Source organism: Riemerella anatipestifer, from assembly GCF_009932355.1.
Taxonomy (GTDB): Bacteria; Bacteroidota; Bacteroidia; order Flavobacteriales; family Weeksellaceae; genus Riemerella; species Riemerella anatipestifer_E.
The window spans coordinates 1-18,119 of record NZ_LEKU01000004.1 but is presented as its reverse complement, the minus strand read 5'-3'; the positions used below and the strand labels follow the sequence as shown (position 1 = coordinate 18,119).

At 36.5% G+C, this 18,119-nt stretch carries 20 protein-coding genes; 11 read left to right on the top strand and 9 right to left on the bottom strand.

All coding sequences use genetic code 11. The features are described from left to right. Position 1: 1 nt before the first annotated feature. The 9 genes from GXW81_RS01080 to GXW81_RS01040 form a co-directional block, all read right to left on the bottom strand. Positions 2–538: a threonine/serine exporter family protein gene (locus GXW81_RS01080; RefSeq protein WP_161530828.1), complete on the bottom strand. Its 537-nt coding sequence runs from the start codon at positions 536–538 to the stop codon at positions 2–4. Next, positions 528–1,316, bottom strand: a complete 789-nt coding sequence (locus GXW81_RS01075) for a threonine/serine exporter ThrE family protein (RefSeq protein ID WP_161530827.1) — start codon at positions 1,314–1,316, stop codon at positions 528–530. The genes GXW81_RS01080 and GXW81_RS01075 overlap by 11 nt, the downstream gene beginning before the upstream one ends. 46 nt (positions 1,317–1,362) lie before the next feature. Further along, complete coding sequence (gene yajC / locus GXW81_RS01070; RefSeq protein ID WP_161530826.1) at positions 1,363–1,695, bottom strand: preprotein translocase subunit YajC; 333 nt, start codon at positions 1,693–1,695, stop codon at positions 1,363–1,365. A 33-nt stretch (positions 1,696–1,728) separates the two neighbouring features. After that, complete coding sequence (locus tag GXW81_RS01065) at positions 1,729–2,220, bottom strand: DUF1573 domain-containing protein (protein WP_161530825.1); 492 nt, start codon at positions 2,218–2,220, stop codon at positions 1,729–1,731. Positions 2,221–2,232: 12 nt separating this feature from the next. Beyond that, positions 2,233–3,138 carry a transcription antitermination factor NusB gene (gene nusB / locus GXW81_RS01060; RefSeq protein ID WP_154469143.1) on the bottom strand — a complete coding sequence of 302 codons (906 nt, stop codon included), beginning with the start codon at positions 3,136–3,138 and terminating at the stop codon, positions 2,233–2,235. Positions 3,139–3,257: 119 nt separating this feature from the next. Next, positions 3,258–3,854, bottom strand: coding sequence for a superoxide dismutase (locus GXW81_RS01055; RefSeq protein WP_154469142.1), 597 nt, complete (start codon positions 3,852–3,854; stop codon positions 3,258–3,260). A 145-nt stretch (positions 3,855–3,999) separates the two neighbouring features. Beyond that, positions 4,000–5,280: a methionine adenosyltransferase gene (metK, locus tag GXW81_RS01050; protein ID WP_154467642.1), complete on the bottom strand. Its 1,281-nt coding sequence runs from the start codon at positions 5,278–5,280 to the stop codon at positions 4,000–4,002. Between the two features lie 171 nt (positions 5,281–5,451). Then, positions 5,452–6,945 carry a phosphoethanolamine transferase gene (locus tag GXW81_RS01045; protein WP_260393520.1) on the bottom strand — a complete coding sequence of 498 codons (1,494 nt, stop codon included), beginning with the start codon at positions 6,943–6,945 and terminating at the stop codon, positions 5,452–5,454. A gap of 71 nt (positions 6,946–7,016) precedes the next feature. Next, on the bottom strand, positions 7,017–7,967 hold the full coding sequence (locus GXW81_RS01040) for a hydrogen peroxide-inducible genes activator (protein ID WP_161530840.1): 951 nt from the start codon (positions 7,965–7,967) through the stop codon (positions 7,017–7,019). 139 nt (positions 7,968–8,106) lie between these two features. Between GXW81_RS01040 and GXW81_RS01035 the strand changes: the two genes are divergently transcribed. The 11 genes from GXW81_RS01035 (at position 8,107) to GXW81_RS00985 (ending at position 17,733) form a co-directional block, all read left to right on the top strand. Then, the gene (locus GXW81_RS01035) at positions 8,107–9,594 is read left to right on the top strand and encodes a catalase (protein ID WP_161530824.1); all 1,488 of its coding nucleotides are present in this window, start codon (positions 8,107–8,109) and stop codon (positions 9,592–9,594) included. A gap of 51 nt (positions 9,595–9,645) precedes the next feature. Further along, positions 9,646–10,794 (top strand): aldo/keto reductase, encoded by a 1,149-nt coding sequence (locus tag GXW81_RS01030; RefSeq protein WP_161530823.1) that lies wholly within the window; start codon positions 9,646–9,648, stop codon positions 10,792–10,794. An 11-nt stretch (positions 10,795–10,805) separates the two neighbouring features. After that, on the top strand, positions 10,806–11,570 hold the full coding sequence (locus tag GXW81_RS01025) for an enoyl-CoA hydratase/isomerase family protein (RefSeq protein WP_161530822.1): 765 nt from the start codon (positions 10,806–10,808) through the stop codon (positions 11,568–11,570). A 23-nt stretch (positions 11,571–11,593) separates the two neighbouring features. Further along, positions 11,594–12,025 carry a dCMP deaminase family protein gene (locus GXW81_RS01020; RefSeq protein ID WP_161530821.1) on the top strand — a complete coding sequence of 144 codons (432 nt, stop codon included), beginning with the start codon at positions 11,594–11,596 and terminating at the stop codon, positions 12,023–12,025. After that, complete coding sequence (gene xerD / locus GXW81_RS01015) at positions 12,026–12,937, top strand: site-specific tyrosine recombinase XerD (RefSeq protein WP_161530820.1); 912 nt, start codon at positions 12,026–12,028, stop codon at positions 12,935–12,937. Between the two features lie 4 nt (positions 12,938–12,941). Continuing rightward, the gene (locus tag GXW81_RS01010; protein ID WP_161530819.1) at positions 12,942–13,454 is read left to right on the top strand and encodes an NUDIX domain-containing protein; all 513 of its coding nucleotides are present in this window, start codon (positions 12,942–12,944) and stop codon (positions 13,452–13,454) included. Positions 13,455–13,532: 78 nt separating this feature from the next. Beyond that, entirely contained in the window at positions 13,533–14,039 is a 507-nt protein-coding gene (locus GXW81_RS01005) for a ferritin (protein WP_153929195.1), read from the top strand. Between the two features lie 163 nt (positions 14,040–14,202). Continuing rightward, positions 14,203–15,225, top strand: coding sequence for a Holliday junction branch migration DNA helicase RuvB (ruvB, locus tag GXW81_RS01000; protein ID WP_161530818.1), 1,023 nt, complete (start codon positions 14,203–14,205; stop codon positions 15,223–15,225). 38 nt (positions 15,226–15,263) lie between these two features. Next, positions 15,264–16,130, top strand: a complete 867-nt coding sequence (locus tag GXW81_RS00995; RefSeq protein WP_161530817.1) for an MBL fold metallo-hydrolase — start codon at positions 15,264–15,266, stop codon at positions 16,128–16,130. Between the two features lie 15 nt (positions 16,131–16,145). Beyond that, positions 16,146–16,736 carry a dephospho-CoA kinase gene (coaE, locus tag GXW81_RS00990; RefSeq protein ID WP_161530816.1) on the top strand — a complete coding sequence of 197 codons (591 nt, stop codon included), beginning with the start codon at positions 16,146–16,148 and terminating at the stop codon, positions 16,734–16,736. Positions 16,737–16,749: 13 nt separating this feature from the next. Further along, complete coding sequence (locus GXW81_RS00985; protein ID WP_161530815.1) at positions 16,750–17,733, top strand: cation diffusion facilitator family transporter; 984 nt, start codon at positions 16,750–16,752, stop codon at positions 17,731–17,733. Positions 17,734–18,119 lie beyond the last annotated feature (386 nt).

The following is an 18,119-nucleotide window of genomic DNA, read 5'->3' as shown; positions in this document are numbered from 1 at the left end:
TTTATTTAAAACCTTTTCTTTTAAGTTTAATCATTTTATATTTAAGATACCTGTTTAAGTCTTTATTCTTTACCGTTCTCGTATTGAATATCAAAATTGGAAAAACAACTCCAAACGCCAACACCAAAATAGTAAATCCTGCATTTAGCCCATTATTGATGATTTCTATCAAATTCTCCACTGTGATAGAGTTTTCTTTTTTAGACGATACAATGCGTATAATCCCCATCATAAAATTATAACCCAATGTGCCTGGTATCATATTGATAACCGCAGGTATTGTAAACACAATAGGCGGTGTGTGTACTCGGTGAGCAAAGTACAATCCTGATAGACCGACGGCAGAAGCACCCAAAAGTGTTGCCATTACCACTTGCCCATTCAGCACATAAACTAACAGTATTGTCTTGATTCCAAAACCTAAAGCTCCCAGCAGTGCCACCGCCCACAGAGCCCTTCTTGGAGTATTAAAAAGTACAGCAAAACCTAACGATACAAATACCGCCCAAAATACCTTTTCTAAAATATCATACGCCATAAAATAACCTGAATACAAATACTGATAAATAATAACCTACTGCTATCATAAAAACAATCATTGTTCCTAAGGCTGCTTTAGCCCAACCTGAAACAATATGTCCTTCCAACAAGTCTAAAAATCCATTGATTAAAGGCACTCCTGGTATCAACCAAAGTACACATGCCGTAAGAGCTGCATGACCTTCTGGCAAACCAAAAACCAATGCCATTTTTACTACTGATACAGACACAAACGCCGCAACTAAGCTCTGCATAAACAGATTATATTCTTTTTTAATCAAAAATAATCTTACCCAAAAACCAATGACACTCGCTAGAAACACTACTAAAAACTCTAAATAAGTCCCTGAAAACAACTGACTAAGAGCCGCTGTTGCCATACCAATCCACAGCATTTTAACCCACACAGAATAGTGAGGCTTACTTCTTATTTCGTCTAATCTTTTTTCTACTTCATCATAAGGAAGTTTGTGTGCTGCTATATCCCAACTAAGAACGCTAATATCCGAAATAAGATTAAAGTCTATACCGTGCTTATTGATAGTTTTCACCAATGTTTCTGTGTTATTTCCATCTTTATCATACAAGGATAGAAATATCCCCGAAAAAGAGAAAAACACTTCCACATGGTAACCATAAGCTTCTGCAATACGCACTACATTTCGTTTTGTTCTGGTAGAGTTAGCACCATTAGAAATGAGAAGCGTAGCTACCTCTGTTAAAAGCTTTGCTAGTGTAGTTATAGACTGCTTGTTATGTTCTAAACCATGCTCCATATTATGAAAAAAAACAGATTGATATAGCTACCAATCTGTCTTATAATTATTTTTTGTCCACTACTTCTTTAGTATCTGGAAATCTGTTTTGTGTAAAGTCTCGAGATATGGCTGCTTTCTCAAATTTAAGTTTACCTGCCATAGTTTCTAGTATCACACCATCTTCTGTTATTTGTGAAACTCTACCGTGTATACCAGATGTGGTAACCACCATTCTACCAGGTTTTAGAGATTCTTGAAAATTTTTCTCTTGCTTCTGTTTTTTCATCTGTGGACGAATCATAAAAAAGTAAAAGAAAACTATCATACCTCCTATCATGATAAAAGTTGGCATTATAGATGGCTGTGCTTGTGCTTGAAGTAAAATAAGTAAATTCATGTTTTTTTTAGTTTAATTTTATTTTAATAGTAGCTATTGTACATCTGCCGTGAAACTTAATACAATAGGTGTTTTTTCTGTGTTAGCATAAACTTCCACAAATTTTTGCTGCATTCCTTGGAAACTACCTGAATCAAATTTAAGAGTTACCTTAGCTACTTTACCCGGTAATATAGGCTCTTTAGTATAATCAGGAACAGTACAACCACAAGTAGGCTTAACATTAGAAATTATTAGTGGATTTTTACCTGTATTTGTAATTTCATAAGTATGCTCTACTATAGAACCTGATTTAACCACACCAAAATCAAAACTTGGGGCCGATAAAGCCACCGATGTTAATGGCGAAGATTGTGCCTGCTTTACCATATCAGATTGCTCTGCGTGTAGTTGCTCCTCAACAGAAATTTGTTCTGCAACTTCCGTTTCTGGATTAAGCACTTCTGGCTTTTCATTTTTATTACAAGCCGTTAGAGATAATACACTAAATCCCAAAAGGGCAGTTATTTTTGTAATTTTTCTCATTGTATATTTATTTTAAAAACGATTGATGTCTTCTGCATATTTACCTAAAAGTCCGTTGATAAACACTTGACTTTTATCTGTAGAAAACGCCTTAGAAATTTCTATATATTCGTTGATAATCACTTTAGAAGGCGTTAATGGAAAATGATCTAATTCTGTGATAGCCGCTATCAAAATCACTCTATCCATAAGAGAAACTCGGTCTAGCTCCCAATTTTTAAGGCGTTCTTTTAGCTTTACTTCCGTATCTTCCCAATGGTTTAAGCTGTATTGTAATAGCTTTTGTGCAAAACTTCTGTCTTCCTCATCTTTAATAATTTTGATAAGTGTATGGCTTGGTTCGCCTTCTCTTATAAAACCAATGGTCTTTTGTATCATCGTATTAGAAATATGTAGGTCATCTGCCCAGCTAATTTCTTTCTCTTCCATCAACTCATGGAATGCCTCATTTTCTGCCACATATCTCAAAAACAATTTCCCAAGGAATTTTTGGTCGTCTTCAAAAGACACTTCTTCGCTCTGCATAAAATCTTGGTAACGCTTCCCAGCCTTCATCCTTTGGAAAGTCTTTACCAACAAATCATCATCTAAGTCCCACTTTAAATTTTGATGTTTTGAGGTAAACGAAAGTCGCTCCTGATTATTCTCTATATTTTCTAAGACTTGGTTTCTAATGAACTTCTGATTAGGATTAAGGTCTTCCTCGGTCTTTAAAAACTTACCTTTGCTTATTTCCATTTGGTGTTCCGCCAAATGTTTTAGACCAACTAAAAAATTAAGCTGATAAACATACAAATGATAAATCTTCTCTATTTCTGAGAACATTTTTCTCTGCAACGCATCTTGGCTAAGTGGATTTTGCTGGTAAGCATAAAGGGTTTGTACTACTTTTTCTCGTATTTGTCTTCTTCCTAACATTTCAAAGGTCTTTTTCGGTGGCAAAGATACGGATAAATGCCCAACCAACGAAAACTTGAAATCAAAAAAAGCACCACCTTAGTCAGATGATGCTTCTTTATTTTTAATTCTAAAAAGGATTATTTATTGTAGTTTTCTTCTACTTTATCCCAGTTAATCACTTCAAAGAAAGCCGTTACATAGTCTGGTCTTCTGTTTTGGTAATTAAGGTAATAAGCGTGCTCCCACACATCTAATCCTAAGATAGGTGTACCACCACAGCCTACATTTGGCATCAATGGGTTATCTTGATTAGCCGAAGAACATACTTCTAAAGATCCATCTGGCATTTTGCAAAGCCACGCCCAACCAGAACCAAATCTTGTTTTTGCCGCTTCCGAGAAATCCGTTTTAAACTTATCAAAACCTCCCATTTTCTCAATCTCTTCTTTCACTTTTCCTACAGGCTCTTTGCTTCCTCCTGGAGTTAAAACCTCCCAAAAAAGAGTATGGTTAAAGTGTCCACCACCATTGTTTCTGACAGCTGGCTTATCGCTTCCCTGTTGGCAAACTTCCTCTATAGACTTGCCTTCTAACTCCGTTCCAGCAATTGCTTTATTGAGGTTATCTATATAGGCTTGGTGGTGCTTAGTATGGTGTATTTCCATCGTTCTTGCATCAATGTGCGGCTCTAGAGCATCGTAAGCGTATCCTAGTTTTGGTAATTCAAATGACATAATAATTTTGTTTTTTAATTTAACTTTATCAATGTTTGCCTCCAAATTTAAGTAATTATTCCTCTATTCAGGAATGATTATTTAAAATTTTATAAAACTTTAACATAGATAAAGTCTATCATTTAGTAATAAATGTAATTTATGTTTAGAGATTAAAGGCTTTCTTAATATCCTCTACTCTATCTAATTTTTCCCAAGTAAAGAACTCTAAATCTTTTATCACAAGCTCGTTTTCTCTACCTTCATTAAATACCTTATCTGCGATATAAGACTCTCTACCCATATGCCCATAAGCCGCCGTTTCTCTGTAGATAGGGTTTCTTAGTTTTAAATTAGTTTCTATGGCGTAAGGTCTCAAATCAAAAATACCTTTTAATTTTTCCGCTATTTCCCCATCGCTATAAGGCACCTTAGAGGTTCCGTAGGTATTGATGTAAAGCCCACAAGGCTCTGCCACACCAATAGCATAAGAGACTTGAACCAGCACCTCATCTGCCACCCCAGCAGCCACTAAATTTTTAGCAATATGTCTCGTGGCATACGCTGCACTTCGGTCTACTTTGGAAGGGTCTTTACCCGAAAAAGCACCGCCTCCGTGAGCCCCTTTACCACCGTAAGTATCTACAATTATCTTTCTACCTGTAAGCCCTGTATCGCCGTGTGGTCCCCCGATTACAAACTTCCCTGTAGGATTGATATGGTATTTAATATCATTATTAAATAACTTCTGTATCTCTGGTTTTTGCTTAGCAACCACTCTAGGAATGAGAATTTCTGTTAAATCCTTCCTAATCTGAGCTAACATTGCATCATCATCAGAAAACTCATCGTGCTGAGTGGATATTACAATGCTATCAATTCGGATAGGCTTATGGTCATCAGAATACTCTATGGTTACCTGACTTTTAGCATCGGGACGAAGGTATTTTATTTCCGTTCCTTCCCTTCTGATTGCAGACAGTTCCCTCAAAATAGCGTGTGCCAAATCTAAAGCCAAAGGCATATAATTATCGGTTTCGTTGGTTGCATAACCGAACATCATTCCTTGGTCGCCCGCACCTTGAGCCTGAGCTTTTGCTTCAAAATTATCTTCAGCTACTACTCTATCAACCCCTTGGTTAATTTCCGGCGACTGTTCATGGATGGCAGACAAAACCCCACAAGAGTCTCCATTAAACATGTATTCCCCTTTAGTATAGCCTATCTCGTTAATAACTTCTCTGGCAATGGTCTGCACATCTAAGTAAGCCGAAGATTTAACCTCTCCCGCCAAAATAACCTGCCCTGTGGTTACTAAAGTTTCACAAGCCACTTTTGCTTTCTCATCGTAGGCAAGAAAATGGTCAATTAAAGCATCAGAAATTTGGTCTGCAATTTTATCAGGATGTCCTTCTGAAACGGATTCAGATGTGAATAAATACGGCATATTTTTTTATTATTTAATTAAATTTAATACTAAAAATAAGACCGAAGAACATCAAAAAGAAACTAAAATAGAAATCTGTTTTAGCATTTTTTAGTGAGGTTGCAATCAGTCAAATTTTTCCTCTTTACTTTGAGTCTGCAAAGTTATAAAAGTTTTTATTTATAGCAAAAACTATTTAAGCTCATCGTATTTTATCGCTTTCATATCTAATTTTAAATATTTTCCTTGGTTATTAACTGCCTTAGGGTTACTCACCCCCATAAGCTCTAAGATGGTTTTGTAGATAATGCTTGTTGATACAACTTTATTTACCTCAACACCTCTATTTTTAGTTTTGTATAGCGGTGAATACCAAATAAAGAAAGGCACCTGAACTGCTTCTCTATAATCTCCATGGATATATTTATCGTCTTTTTTGATTTGACCATGGTCTGAAACATAGACTAATACAGAGTTAGTTTTCTCAATCTGCTTCATCACTTCCCCCATTATCTTATCGGTATATCTTATAGAATTGTCGTAACAATTATCCAATTGCCCTTGGTATTTCCAATACTCTTCTTTCTCCGGATATTTATCACAAGAATAGGGGTGACTGCCATTGATATGCATTACAATAACCTTCCTCCTTTTTGAGTTTTTATTTAGAGACAGTATACTCGAAAGCTCTGGCAATAAACTTTCATCAAACCCACTAATCCATTTTTTATTTTTAGAGAAAGAAGCTATTGCCGTTATCCCAGCCGCCCCACCTTGCGTACTCAACCAATAGGTGTCGTACCCTTGGTGATTGGCTACATTCACAATGTTATCACTAATGGATAGTATATTTTCTTTATAGTTATCTATATCAATATTACTTAGAATAATAGGCACTGCCAAGTTGGTAATAGCCGCTGGAGAATACGCATTATTATAAACTTCCATATTATGCTTCTCAGAAACTGCTATAGGAGTAGTATTTCTCCCGTAGCCATACAACGACATATTTTGCTTTCTTGCAGATTCTCCAATTAAAATGACAATATTTTGAGGTAATTCTTCTCCACCATCTAGCGAAAATAAATTATAATGGACTTTATTCTCCGTTATTAGCTTTAGCTCTTCTCTTAGGTTATATGCTTTTTGTAGATCACTAGCATGGTAGAATACATTTTTAATCATACTCCCTCCCCCTTTATTACTAATATACTTATGTTTTGCATGAAAAAGCAGTGGTAACAATACCCAAACAAACGAATATAAATATATTGGTACTCTTTTGAATCTATATATTTTTTTTGATAATTCTCTAATAAGCATAAATGCTAAAACCGCAAACAATACAGCCGCTATAATAGGTAGTATTAAAGTTTTAGACATACTAAGGCTTTCCGAGAGGTTAGTATCTAGTACACTCATTATCATTCCTACATTAAACCCTTGCTCATATATAAACAAACACGATGCAGAAATCATAAAATTAGCTCCGAGCAAAAGCAATAGTAAAAAAACTATCGATTTGAAAAAATAGTTTCCTCTATATAAAATACTACAAAAAGTAATTATCGAAAAAAACATCACACCATACTCCACAACATTCCTTACCACATCTAGTGTATTAACACTCTTAGTAGAACCGTCTAACAGATAAGGATACGACGAAAAAAAACCAACTATATACATCACAAAAGACAACAGCCCAAATAGATAGATTTTTTACTATTAAATGTATTATAAAAGGAAGTCATATTCTTTTAATCTGGTCTAATATTAACATAATCTCTAGGAGCTTGCGTGTAGTTAAGTTTCGGCTGAACCGACTCTCTCACCACTTTTACAAACTCATCTAAAATTTTTTGTTTATAGGTAGGTTTATAATAGATTAAACTAATTTCTCTATAAGGAAAAGGCTTTCTAAATCTTGATATTTTAGCCTTTTGAGTATTCTCTAGCTGGTTAGCCGCAAGTTCAGGCAACAGCGTAATTCCTCCCACTCTATCCACAATTTGAAGTAAAGAACTGATACTCGTCGCTTTAAAATCAAGATTATTAGGTTTCAATCTATTCTCTTTAAGATTACATATATTCTCAAATTGAGTCGTCAGGCAATTTCCCTCTTCCAAAAGCCATATTTTATCCGCTTTTATATCTTGAGGAAGTACAAATTTACTCTCATTTTCCCCACCATACTCAGAAGAATACAGCATCAATTCTTCATTAAACAAAACATCTTTAAAAAACTCATCAGCATCGTGATGAGGTGTCGCAATAATACCTGCATCTATCTCGCCTGATTTCAATGCCTTTATCACACTATCCGTATTGAGTTCCTTTACTTCCATTTCTATATTGGGATTCTGTGATAGAAAATCAAAAATTTCCACAGGAAGTATAAACGGAGACACCGTAGGGATAATACCCAACACCACCTTACCCGCCAAAATATTATTGAGACTATTCGCCTTATTTTTCATCTCATTAATTTCATCAATAATTCTATAAGCGTGTTGCAGGATTTCCTTGCCTGCATCTGTGGTTCTTATTGGATGTGTAGAGCGGTCAAATATTTTAACATCTAGCTCTTCTTCCAATTTCTGTATCATCGCACTAAGCGTAGGCTGAGTGATAAAACAAGCCTGAGCCGCTTTGCCAAAATGTTTGTGTTTATCCACAGAAATGAGGTATTCTAATTGCTGAACATTCATTATTTTATAGAATTGTAAATAAGGCTTCCCTAAAATTTTTCTACGCAAATATACTAATGTTTATTCATTTTATACCTAAATTTGTTTAATTTTACGAACACTACAATAGTGTAGTTTTAACCTAAAATAAAGATAAAATATGTCTCATAAAAAACTCACCACCGCCTCTGGAAGCCCTTACTACGAATACGAAGACTCACAAACGGTAGGCTCTAGAGGTCCTGTCCTATTACAAGATTTTGTTTTACAGGAAAAACTGGCACATTTCGTAAGAGAAAGAATACCAGAAAGAGTAGTACATGCAAAAGGGACAGGAGCTTACGGAACATTTACTGTAACCAATGATATTACCAAATATACTAAAGCTAAACTCTTCTCTAAAGTAGGTAACACTTGCAAGATGTTTGCTCGTTTCTCGACGGTGGGTGGTGAGAAAGGTAGTGCCGATACCGAAAGAGACCCTAGAGGTTTCGCTCTTAAATTTTACACAGAAGACGGAAATTGGGATTTAGTAGGTAATAATATACCTGTATTCTTCATTAAAGATGCCAAAAAATTCTCTGATTTCATTCATACACAGAAAAGACACCCAAAGACCAACCTCAAAAGCCACACCATGATGTGGGACTTTTGGTCACTTAACCCTGAATCTCTTCATCAAGTGCTTATATTGATGTCAGATAGAGGTACACCTTACGGCTATCGCCATATGCACGGCTTTGGCTCTCACACCTTTTCTATGATTAACGCTAATAATGAAAGGGTTTGGGTAAAATTTCATTTTAAAACCCTACAAGGCATTAAAAACTTCACTGATGAGGAAGCCATGAAAATGAAAGGTGAAAATCCAGATTTTGCCCAAGAAGACCTTGTAAACGCAATAGAAAGCGGCAGCTTCCCTAAATGGACACTCTACATACAGGTAATGACCGAAGAGCAGGCCAATGAGTTCCGCTGGAATCCTTTTGATGTAACCAAAGTTTGGCCTCATAGCGAGTTTCCTTTAATAGAAGTGGGAGAATTGGAACTCAACAAAATTCCTGATAATTATTTTGCGGAAGTAGAGCAGTCTGTTTTTGCTCCTAGCAATATCATTGATGGTATTGGACTTTCCCCTGATAAAATGCTACAAGGACGCATCTTCTCCTATCCAGATGCACATCGTTATAGAGTGGGCGTTAATGCTTATCAGTTGCAGGTTAATCGTTGTCCGTTCTCGGTAAATCATTATCATAGAGATGGTGCAATGGCTGATGCTTCAAACTATAAAGACAGTCCTAACTATTATCCAAATAGCTTTGATGATATAAAACCTGACTCGTCATACAAAGCTCACGAATATCATTTAGATAATAATAAAGTGGCTTTTTTCAACCGAAATGAAAACGATGATGACCACTTTACACAACCAGGATTACTTTATTCCAAAGCGATGGACGACCAAGCTAGAGCCAACCTTGTGAAAAATATTATTAACCATATGCAAAAAATTGATGGTGAAAGAAGAGAGGAAATCATCAATAGACAGCTCTGCCATTTCTTCCGTGCTAATTTAGACTTAGGAATGAAAGTAGCTTCTGGACTTGGCATCAGTATCAATTTCAATGAAATGCATCAACAGAGATAAGACTCTTAATTATTTTTTTGTATATTAAGCTCCAAACAAAATTGCAGTAATATGAAAAGAAAAGAGTTTTTACAAAATTTAGGTTTAGGCGTATTATCAGCAGCAGTACCTACTACTTTGTTAGGTCAAAGCACTGTTGTAAACAATGAAGACAACGAAACCATTGATGAATATAATGAAGAAATGCCACCTCTAAACGACGGCAATAGCCTTAATAAAGTATTGGGGCTTGGTGGCGTTCCGTTAGCAGGAGCTTGGAAATCAACTTCGGAGGAAGACGCACTAAAAACTCTAGAAAAAGCGTGGGAGCTAGGCGTTCGTTATTACGATACATCTCCTAGATACGGCAACGGAATTAGTGAGAGGAGATTTGGGGTGTTTTTAGACGGCAAACCTTCGGATAAATATATTTTGTCTAGTAAAGTAGGTAGAATTTTAAAACCTGGCATCGCTCCAAAGGAACAAATTAAACATCTTTGGAAAAACCCAATGAATGCCGTTTTCAATTACGATTACACAGCAAGTGGAGCTAGAAAATCAATAGAGGACAGTTTATTAAGATTGGGCGTTCAGAAGTTAGATTTCGTTTTCATCCACGATTTAAACCCTGCTAATTTTGGTTCTAAAGAAGAGTATCAAAAATACTTTGAAGAAGCTAAAAAAGGAGCTATCCCTGAGCTTGCCAAAATGAAAGAAGAAGGCATCATCAAAGGTTGGGGCTTTGGCATCAATCAGCCCGATGCGGTTTTGGAAGCATTGAATTTTTCGCAACCAGATATTTGTCTAATGGCAACACAATACTCCCTGCTAGACCACAAACAGGCACTAAATGAAACCTTCCCTACCTTGCAAAAAAACAAGGTGAAAATTATACTCGGTTCTCCACTAAACTGTGGTTATCTTGCGGGAAATGAGACTTGGAACTACTCTCCTAACCCAGCTCCTAAAGAAATTACAGAAAAAAGAAAGCAACTACAAACCGTAGCTGCTAAGTACGGTGTTGACCTAAGAACCGCTGCTCTACAATTTGCAATGGCACACCCTGCCGTAGTTTCTGTACTCACAGGTTGTAGAAATGCAGAACAGATTTACAAGAATTTCATTTCGTTACACGGAAACGAAATCATCCACAAAGCCTTTTGGAGTGAGTTAAAAACTTTAGGACTAATTGAAAAAAACGCTCCTACTTCAACCATTTAAAAACAAAAATTATGTATCAGTATATTATCATAGAAAAAGAAGATAAAATAGCTACCATCACTATCAATAGACCAGAGAGCCTTAACGCCCTTAATGCCATCACTATAAAAGAACTAAGCACCGCTTTAGACGAGTTAGAATCTGACCAAAATATCAGAGTTATCATTCTCACAGGAAGTGGGTCTAAGTCTTTTGTTGCTGGGGCTGACATTAAGGAGTTTAGCGATTTCAACACACCAAAAGCGGAAGAATTAGCAAGAACAGGACAAAATACATTATTCAACAAAATTGAACAACTCAAAAAACCTGTCATAGCTGCTGTAAACGGATTTGCTCTTGGAGGCGGACTAGAATTAGCAATGGCGTGTCATATCCGCTACGCTTCGGATAATGCAAAATTGGGTTTACCAGAAGTTACCTTAGGACTTATCCCTGGCTATGGAGGCACCCAAAGACTACCTAAATTAGTAGGTAAAGGCATTGCTAACGAGATGATATTTTCCGCAAAAATGATTTCGGCAGAAAAAGCCAAAGAAATTGGTTTGATAAACGAAGTTTTCTCTCAAGAAGAGCTTCTGCCTCGAACTAAACTGTTAGCCGAAACTATTGCTAAAAACTCACCACAAGGTATTAGCAAAGCAATAGAAGCCGTTAATGCATCGGACAGTAACAACGGCTACGAAGTAGAAATAAAAGCCTTTGGAGAGTTATTTGAAATGGAAGATAAAAAGGAAGGAGTTACTGCTTTTTTAGAAAAAAGAAAACCTAACTTTTAAACAAAAATTCCAAAAATATCTTAATGGAATCACATAACAAATTTGACATCGCTTACCTTAAAATGGCTCAAGAATGGGCCAAACTTTCCTACTGCAAAAGAAAACAAGTAGGAGCTCTTATTGTAAAAGACCGCACCATTATTTCAGATGGCTACAACGGTACACCTTCTGGACTAGAAAATTGCTGTGAAGATCAACAAGGGCAAACCAAATGGTATGTATTACACGCCGAAGCCAACGCCATTCTAAAACTCGCGAGAACCACACAAACTGCGGAAGGTGCTACACTTTACCTTACACTTTCGCCTTGCAAAGAATGTAGCAAACTCATCTACCAATCAGGAATTAAAAGATTAGTTTATATAGACCATTATTCTGACGAAGAAGGACTTACTTTCCTTAAAAATGCAGGAGTGGAGGTAACTCAAATCACGCAAGATTTGCTAGAAAATTAAATGGATTGGAACGAGCGAATACAAGATTTTGCAAATGCTCTAAAGTTTGAAAAAAACCTTTCAAACAATACCATTGATGCCTATACTAGAGATATAAAAAAACTGCAATATTTCGCTGAAAATAAACTAAACGATACTTCCGCCTTAGATATTTCTTACGAACAAATACAAGAATATCTTTACCAAATATCTAAAAACTACACCAATGAAAGAAGTCAATCTAGATGGATTTCTTCTATAAAAGCTTTTTTTAAATTTCTACACGAAGACGAATTAAGGGCTGACAACCCTGCAAGACTACTCGAAACTCCAAAGCTAGGGTTATATCTCCCTGATACTCTAAGTTTTGAGGAAATAGAAAGTCTTATAGAGGCTATAGATAAAACAACCTCTTTAGGTAAAAGGAACCATACCATTATAGAAACACTCTATGGCTGTGGACTAAGGGTTTCCGAATTGGTAGAACTAAAAATTTCCAACCTCAACTTTGAAGAAGAATTTATAATTGTGGACGGAAAGGGTGGCAAAACTCGACTCGTTCCTTTAGCTCAATATACAGCTAAACTTATCAGGGATTACCTTTTAGAAGTTAGATCAGAAATAAAAATCAATCCAAAGCACTCTGATATTTTATTTTTGAATAGGCGAGGCTCTAAGCTCACTCGTGTGATGGTGTTTATCATCATTAAAGATTTAGCACTACAAGCCAACATCAAAAAAAATATTTCTCCACATACCTTTAGACATTCTTTCGCTACGCATCTACTGAAAAATGGTGCTGACCTTAGATACATTCAGGAAATGTTGGGACACTCTAGCATTACAACCACAGAAATTTACACCCATCTAGACAACGAAGATCTCCGAGAAACCATCATGAAATATCACCCAAGAAACAATACTAACACCTAAATATATGACATTAAAATATTGCCCCGAATGCGGAAAAGAAACATTAGTTTTTACCGACCTTAGAAAATTCTCCTGTAACGAATGTTCTTTCGTGCTTTATCACAATTGTGCCGCTGCCGTAGCGGTACTCGTTACTTGCGGAAACGAAATTTTATTCACTCGCAGAAATCAAGACCCTAAAAAAGGAATGCTAGACCTTCCTGGTGGTTTTTGTGACCCAAAAGAAACCGCAGAAAACACCTGCAAAAGAGAACTCTATGAAGAATTAAAACTTAATATAGATTCAAATAAACTCCGCTACCTTTCTAGCCAAGATAATATTTACCATTATAAGGGTATAGATTACAATACTATGGATTTATTCTTTCAATACGAACTCACTGAAAAGCCCAAACTAGAGCTAGAACTAGATGAAATAAATGAGACCGTTTGGATAAACAAAAATGATTTAAACCTTGATAATCTAGCATTTGACTCACAAAAAAGGTTTTTTCAAAAATCAATACATTTAGTCTAAACACTCTATAGAAATTACATATTACTCTCTTAAAATAAGTTACAATATTTTCCCTAAATTTGTAGAAAATCTTAAACTATGATAAGTACAAAAATAGAACAACTCATTAACGAACAAATTACAAAAGAACAATACGCCGCACAATATTATCTATCTATGGCAGCATGGTTCCATAACCAGGATTTAGATGGTATTGCTAACTATTTTCGTGTACAAGCTAAGGAAGAATTGATGCACGCAGATAAGATGTTTGATTTCCTTAATGATGTTGGTGGAAGAGTAATTTTAGGACAAGTAGACGCTCCGCCTTATGAATTTAAAGATGCTTTAGATATATTTGAAAGAGCTTTAGCCCACGAGAAAGAAGTTACCAAAAGTATCTTCAACATCTATAAAACCGCCAACGAAGAAGGAAGTTATGCTACTTCATCTTTTCTACAATGGTTCATCAATGAGCAGGTAGAGGAAGAAGCATCTGCATCTCAGTTAGTTGCTAAAATTAAAATGGTAAAAGATAACAACTCTGCACTTTATCTTTTTGACCAAGAATTAGGTCAGCGTACTTTCCAAGAAGGAGCAGAATAAAATTTTATTAAATTAAAAAAACAAACACAAAATCCTTACAGAATGAGAGCTGTGAGGATTTTTTAGATTAACGAAATGAGTTGCTCCCAAACTCAATTTCACATTTATTCTTTAGTTTAATTTATAACAAAACCTTATCTTTGACCTCAGATATTAGTAAGCTATGCCAGACTTCTTACATCCAGATAAAGAAAATTATTCAGCCGAAGAGCTTTTATTAGAAGAGCAAATACGTCCTCAATCGTTCAAAGATTTTGCGGGGCAAAGGCGTACTTTGGATAATTTAGAAGTCTTTGTAGCAGCTGCCAAAAAACGAGGTTCTGCACTAGACCACACGCTTCTGCATGGTCCTCCAGGGTTAGGAAAAACCACTCTAGCCCACATTATTGCTAATGAACTGGGCGTAGGTTTTAAAGTAACCTCTGGTCCTGTCTTAGACAAACCTGGAAGTTTGGCTGGACTCCTTACCAATTTAGAAGAAAACGATGTTCTTTTCATAGACGAAATACACCGTTTATCTCCCATAGTAGAAGAATACCTTTATTCCGCTATGGAAGATTACAAGATAGATATTATGCTAGAAACAGGTCCTAATGCCCGTTCAGTACAAATCAATCTTAATCCGTTTACTTTAGTTGGAGCTACTACAAGAAGCGGTATGCTTACCAAACCAATGCTCGCAAGATTTGGGATACAATCTAGGTTAGAGTACTACACAGTAGAACTTTTAGGTATGATTATCGAAAGAAGTGCTAGAGTGCTTGGTGTTCCTATTTATGAAGATGCAGCACTAGAGATAGCTAGAAGAAGCCGAGGCACTCCTAGAATTGCCAACGCTCTACTTCGCCGTGTGCGAGATTTTGCAGAAATAAAAGGCAATGGCGAGATAGAAATAAAGATAACCAAATTCGCACTAGATTCTCTCAATGTAGATGAGTTTGGTCTTGATGATATGGACAACAAAATTATGAGGGTGATGATAGAAAACTTCAAAGGGAAACCTGTGGGGATTTCTGCATTAGCCACTTCCATCGGAGAAAATCCAGAGACTTTGGAAGAAGTTTATGAGCCTTTTTTAATTCAGGAAGGGTTTATCATCAGAACGCCAAGAGGTCGAGAAGTTACCGATAAGGCTTACCAACACCTTAACATCAATAGAGCTAAAAATATGGGAGAACTTTTCTAACTCTATTTTTTAATTTAAACACTAAAAAACATCACTATATGAAACTATATCCTATCCAATGCGGAAATTTTAAACTAGACGGCGGTGCTATGTTTGGGGTTGTGCCTAAATCGCTTTGGCAAAAAACCAATCCTGCCGATGAGAAAAACCTCATAGAACTAGGTATGCGTTCACTATTGATAGAGGACGGCAAAAAACTCATCTTAGTAGATTGTGGTTTGGGAGACAAGCAAGATGATAAATTCTTCGGGCACTATTCCCTTTGGGGCGATGATTCTTTGGACAAAAACCTTAGAAAATATGGTTTCGTAAGGGAGGATATTACAGATGTTTTTTTAACCCACCTCCATTTTGACCATTGTGGCGGTGCTATAGAGTGGAATGACGACAAGTCTGGCTATCGCCCTGCATTCAAAAATGCTAAATTTTGGTCTAACGAGAATCATTGGGATTGGGCGGTTAATCCTAACCCTAGAGAAAAGGCTTCTTTCTTAAAAGAAAACATTTTGCCTATACAAGAAAGTGGACAGTTAGACTTTTTGCCACTTCCTAAAACAGGAAATTATGGTTTTGCTCCAGAGTTAAAAATGGACGTTATCTTCGTAGATGGGCATACCGAAAAACAGATGCTCCCTGTCATCAAGTATCAAGATAAAACCATTGTTTTTGCGGCAGACTTAATTCCTACCGTGGGGCACATCCCGTTGGTATATGTTATGGGATACGACACTCGCCCTCTTCTAACGATGGAAGAGAAAGAAAAGTTCTTAAAACAATGTGTGGATAATGAGTACCTACTATTCTTTGAACACGACGCCTACCACGAACTCGCTTCTCTAAAAATGACCGAAAAAGGTGTAAGACTAGACGAAACTTTTAGCTTCAACGAAGTATTTGGCTACTAATCATTAAACCAATAAATGAAAAAAATAATTGGACTCACAGGCGGTATTGGTTCTGGAAAATCTACAGCAGCCCATTTCATAGAGAAAATGGGCTATCCTGTTTATTATTCAGATGCTAGAGCCAAAGCTATTGTTAATGATGACCCAACATTGAAAAATGCGATTATCAATCTCCTCGGTAAAGAAGCCTATACTACCGATGGCACTTACAACAGAAAATGGGTTGCAGAGCAAGTGTTTGACAATAAAGACCTATTGGAGAAGCTAAACCAAATTATCCATCCAGCAGTAAAGCAAGACTTTGAAACATGGGTCAGTCAGCAGAATACCAAATTTGTATTTAAAGAAACGGCTCTTTTATTTGAGTTAGGGCTGCATCAATCCTGTCATCAATCGGTTTTGATAACTAGTGAGGACAATCTCCGTATTAAAAGAGTGATGGATAGAGACCAAAAGACCTACCGAGAGGTTGAAAACATCATTAAACAACAAATGCCCGAAAAAGACAAAATGAAGTTAGCAGACTTTATCATCTATAATAATGGGACATTAGAAGAATTAGAGCAAAATACCATTACCACCATCACACAACTCACCTCCGCTTAACCCTTTAATAAATATGACACCAGAGAAAAATAAATTTACCTTCCAGAGGAGTATTGCCTTTATAGGTGTGGCTTTATTCGTAGGAAAACTTATTGCGTGGCATCTTACCAACTCCGACGCCATCTTCTCTGATGCTATGGAGAGCATTGTGAACATCATTTCTGCTTTTATGGGGCTTTACTCTCTCTACCTTGCGGCAAAACCCAAAGACCACGACCACCCTTATGGACACGGTAAGATAGAATTTCTAACTGCTGGAGCTGAGGGTGTCCTTATTATCTTCGCAGGGATATTGATTATTGTACAGTCTGCCAACTCACTCCTTAATCAAAACACCCTTCAAAAGCTAGATTGGGGAATTGCTATTGTGGCTATTACCGCACTCATCAATTACATTATGGGATATATCTCTTACCAAAAGGGAAAAAGAGAAAATTCTCTAGTGCTTATGAGCTCGGGAAAACATCTCCAGTCTGATACGCTAACCACTCTAGGCGTTGTATTGAGTTTAATTCTGGTTTATATTACTGAAGTGTATTGGCTAGATGCCGTAGTGGCTTTATTTTTTGGAGGATACATTATTGTCGTGGGGTACAAAATTGTAAGGAAAGCCCTAAGCGGTATTATGGACGAAAAAGACGAAGCCCTGCTCTCCGAAATTGTAAAAGTACTGCAAGATTTTCGCCGCAACGAATGGATAGACATACATAATGTAAAAGTGCAACAGTTTGGTGCGCATCTGCATATAGACGCCCACATTACACTCCCCTACTACTATACCCTAAGAGAAGCTCACCAAGAAATGGAAAAAGCCATAAAACTACTCTTAGCACACACGGAACGGACGGTAGAGTTTAACTTCCATATGGACGATTGCAAACCTTTCTCCTGCGAAATTTGCCAGTTAGATTGTCTATTTCGTTCGGCTCCTTTTCAGAAACAAATCCATTGGGATATACACACCACTACACAGGTAGAGAAGCATTCTATCTCCTAAAACTTGCATATCTAAAAAATAGCTTATACATTTGCCCCAGTTTTATGACACAATCTATCAAACACATACAAGAAAGTGAAAAAAAGTTGCAAAATTATTTGGTCAGTTCAAATAATTTCGTAAACACACACACACACACACACACACACACACACACAAATAGTACCATACCTACGCGTTCTATTATATTACTTTTTATCTAGATTCTTATCGTTAATTATAAATAATGTTCCGCCAACATTCGTTGGAGGCATTTCGTGTTTAGCACACTTTAAGTTTTGTTTTCATAAACCGCTAGAAGTCTCCTTATTTCATAAGTTTAATTTGTTGTTTTTGTTAGGAGCTTCTAGCTTACAGGAAGGATATTATGTCCTTTCTGCCTTAGC

Excerpts from the sequence above, each read along its gene's own strand:
- GXW81_RS01025 (WP_161530822.1), top strand. The coding sequence starts at position 10,806 with ATGTATCAGTATATTATCATAGAAAAAGAAGATAAAATAGCTACCATC.
- GXW81_RS01035 (WP_161530824.1), top strand. The coding sequence starts at position 8,107 with ATGTCTCATAAAAAACTCACCACCGCCTCTGGAAGCCCTTACTACGAA.
- coaE (WP_161530816.1), top strand. The coding sequence starts at position 16,146 with ATGAAAAAAATAATTGGACTCACAGGCGGTATTGGTTCTGGAAAATCT.
- nusB (WP_154469143.1), bottom strand. The coding sequence starts at position 3,138 with ATGTTAGGAAGAAGACAAATACGAGAAAAAGTAGTACAAACCCTTTAT.
- ruvB (WP_161530818.1), top strand. The coding sequence starts at position 14,203 with ATGCCAGACTTCTTACATCCAGATAAAGAAAATTATTCAGCCGAAGAG.
- GXW81_RS00995 (WP_161530817.1), top strand. The coding sequence starts at position 15,264 with ATGAAACTATATCCTATCCAATGCGGAAATTTTAAACTAGACGGCGGT.
- yajC (WP_161530826.1), bottom strand. The coding sequence starts at position 1,695 with ATGAATTTACTTATTTTACTTCAAGCACAAGCACAGCCATCTATAATG.
- GXW81_RS01010 (WP_161530819.1), top strand. The coding sequence starts at position 12,942 with ATGACATTAAAATATTGCCCCGAATGCGGAAAAGAAACATTAGTTTTT.
- metK (WP_154467642.1), bottom strand. The coding sequence starts at position 5,280 with ATGCCGTATTTATTCACATCTGAATCCGTTTCAGAAGGACATCCTGAT.
- xerD (WP_161530820.1), top strand. The coding sequence starts at position 12,026 with ATGGATTGGAACGAGCGAATACAAGATTTTGCAAATGCTCTAAAGTTT.
- GXW81_RS01045 (WP_260393520.1), bottom strand. The coding sequence starts at position 6,945 with ATGTATATAGTTGGTTTTTTTTCGTCGTATCCTTATCTGTTAGACGGT.
- GXW81_RS01030 (WP_161530823.1), top strand. The coding sequence starts at position 9,646 with ATGAAAAGAAAAGAGTTTTTACAAAATTTAGGTTTAGGCGTATTATCA.
- GXW81_RS01040 (WP_161530840.1), bottom strand. The coding sequence starts at position 7,967 with ATGAATGTTCAGCAATTAGAATACCTCATTTCTGTGGATAAACACAAA.
- GXW81_RS00985 (WP_161530815.1), top strand. The coding sequence starts at position 16,750 with ATGACACCAGAGAAAAATAAATTTACCTTCCAGAGGAGTATTGCCTTT.
- GXW81_RS01005 (WP_153929195.1), top strand. The coding sequence starts at position 13,533 with ATGATAAGTACAAAAATAGAACAACTCATTAACGAACAAATTACAAAA.
- GXW81_RS01080 (WP_161530828.1), bottom strand. The coding sequence starts at position 538 with ATGGCGTATGATATTTTAGAAAAGGTATTTTGGGCGGTATTTGTATCG.
- GXW81_RS01020 (WP_161530821.1), top strand. The coding sequence starts at position 11,594 with ATGGAATCACATAACAAATTTGACATCGCTTACCTTAAAATGGCTCAA.
- GXW81_RS01065 (WP_161530825.1), bottom strand. The coding sequence starts at position 2,220 with ATGAGAAAAATTACAAAAATAACTGCCCTTTTGGGATTTAGTGTATTA.
- GXW81_RS01075 (WP_161530827.1), bottom strand. The coding sequence starts at position 1,316 with ATGGAGCATGGTTTAGAACATAACAAGCAGTCTATAACTACACTAGCA.
- GXW81_RS01055 (WP_154469142.1), bottom strand. The coding sequence starts at position 3,854 with ATGTCATTTGAATTACCAAAACTAGGATACGCTTACGATGCTCTAGAG.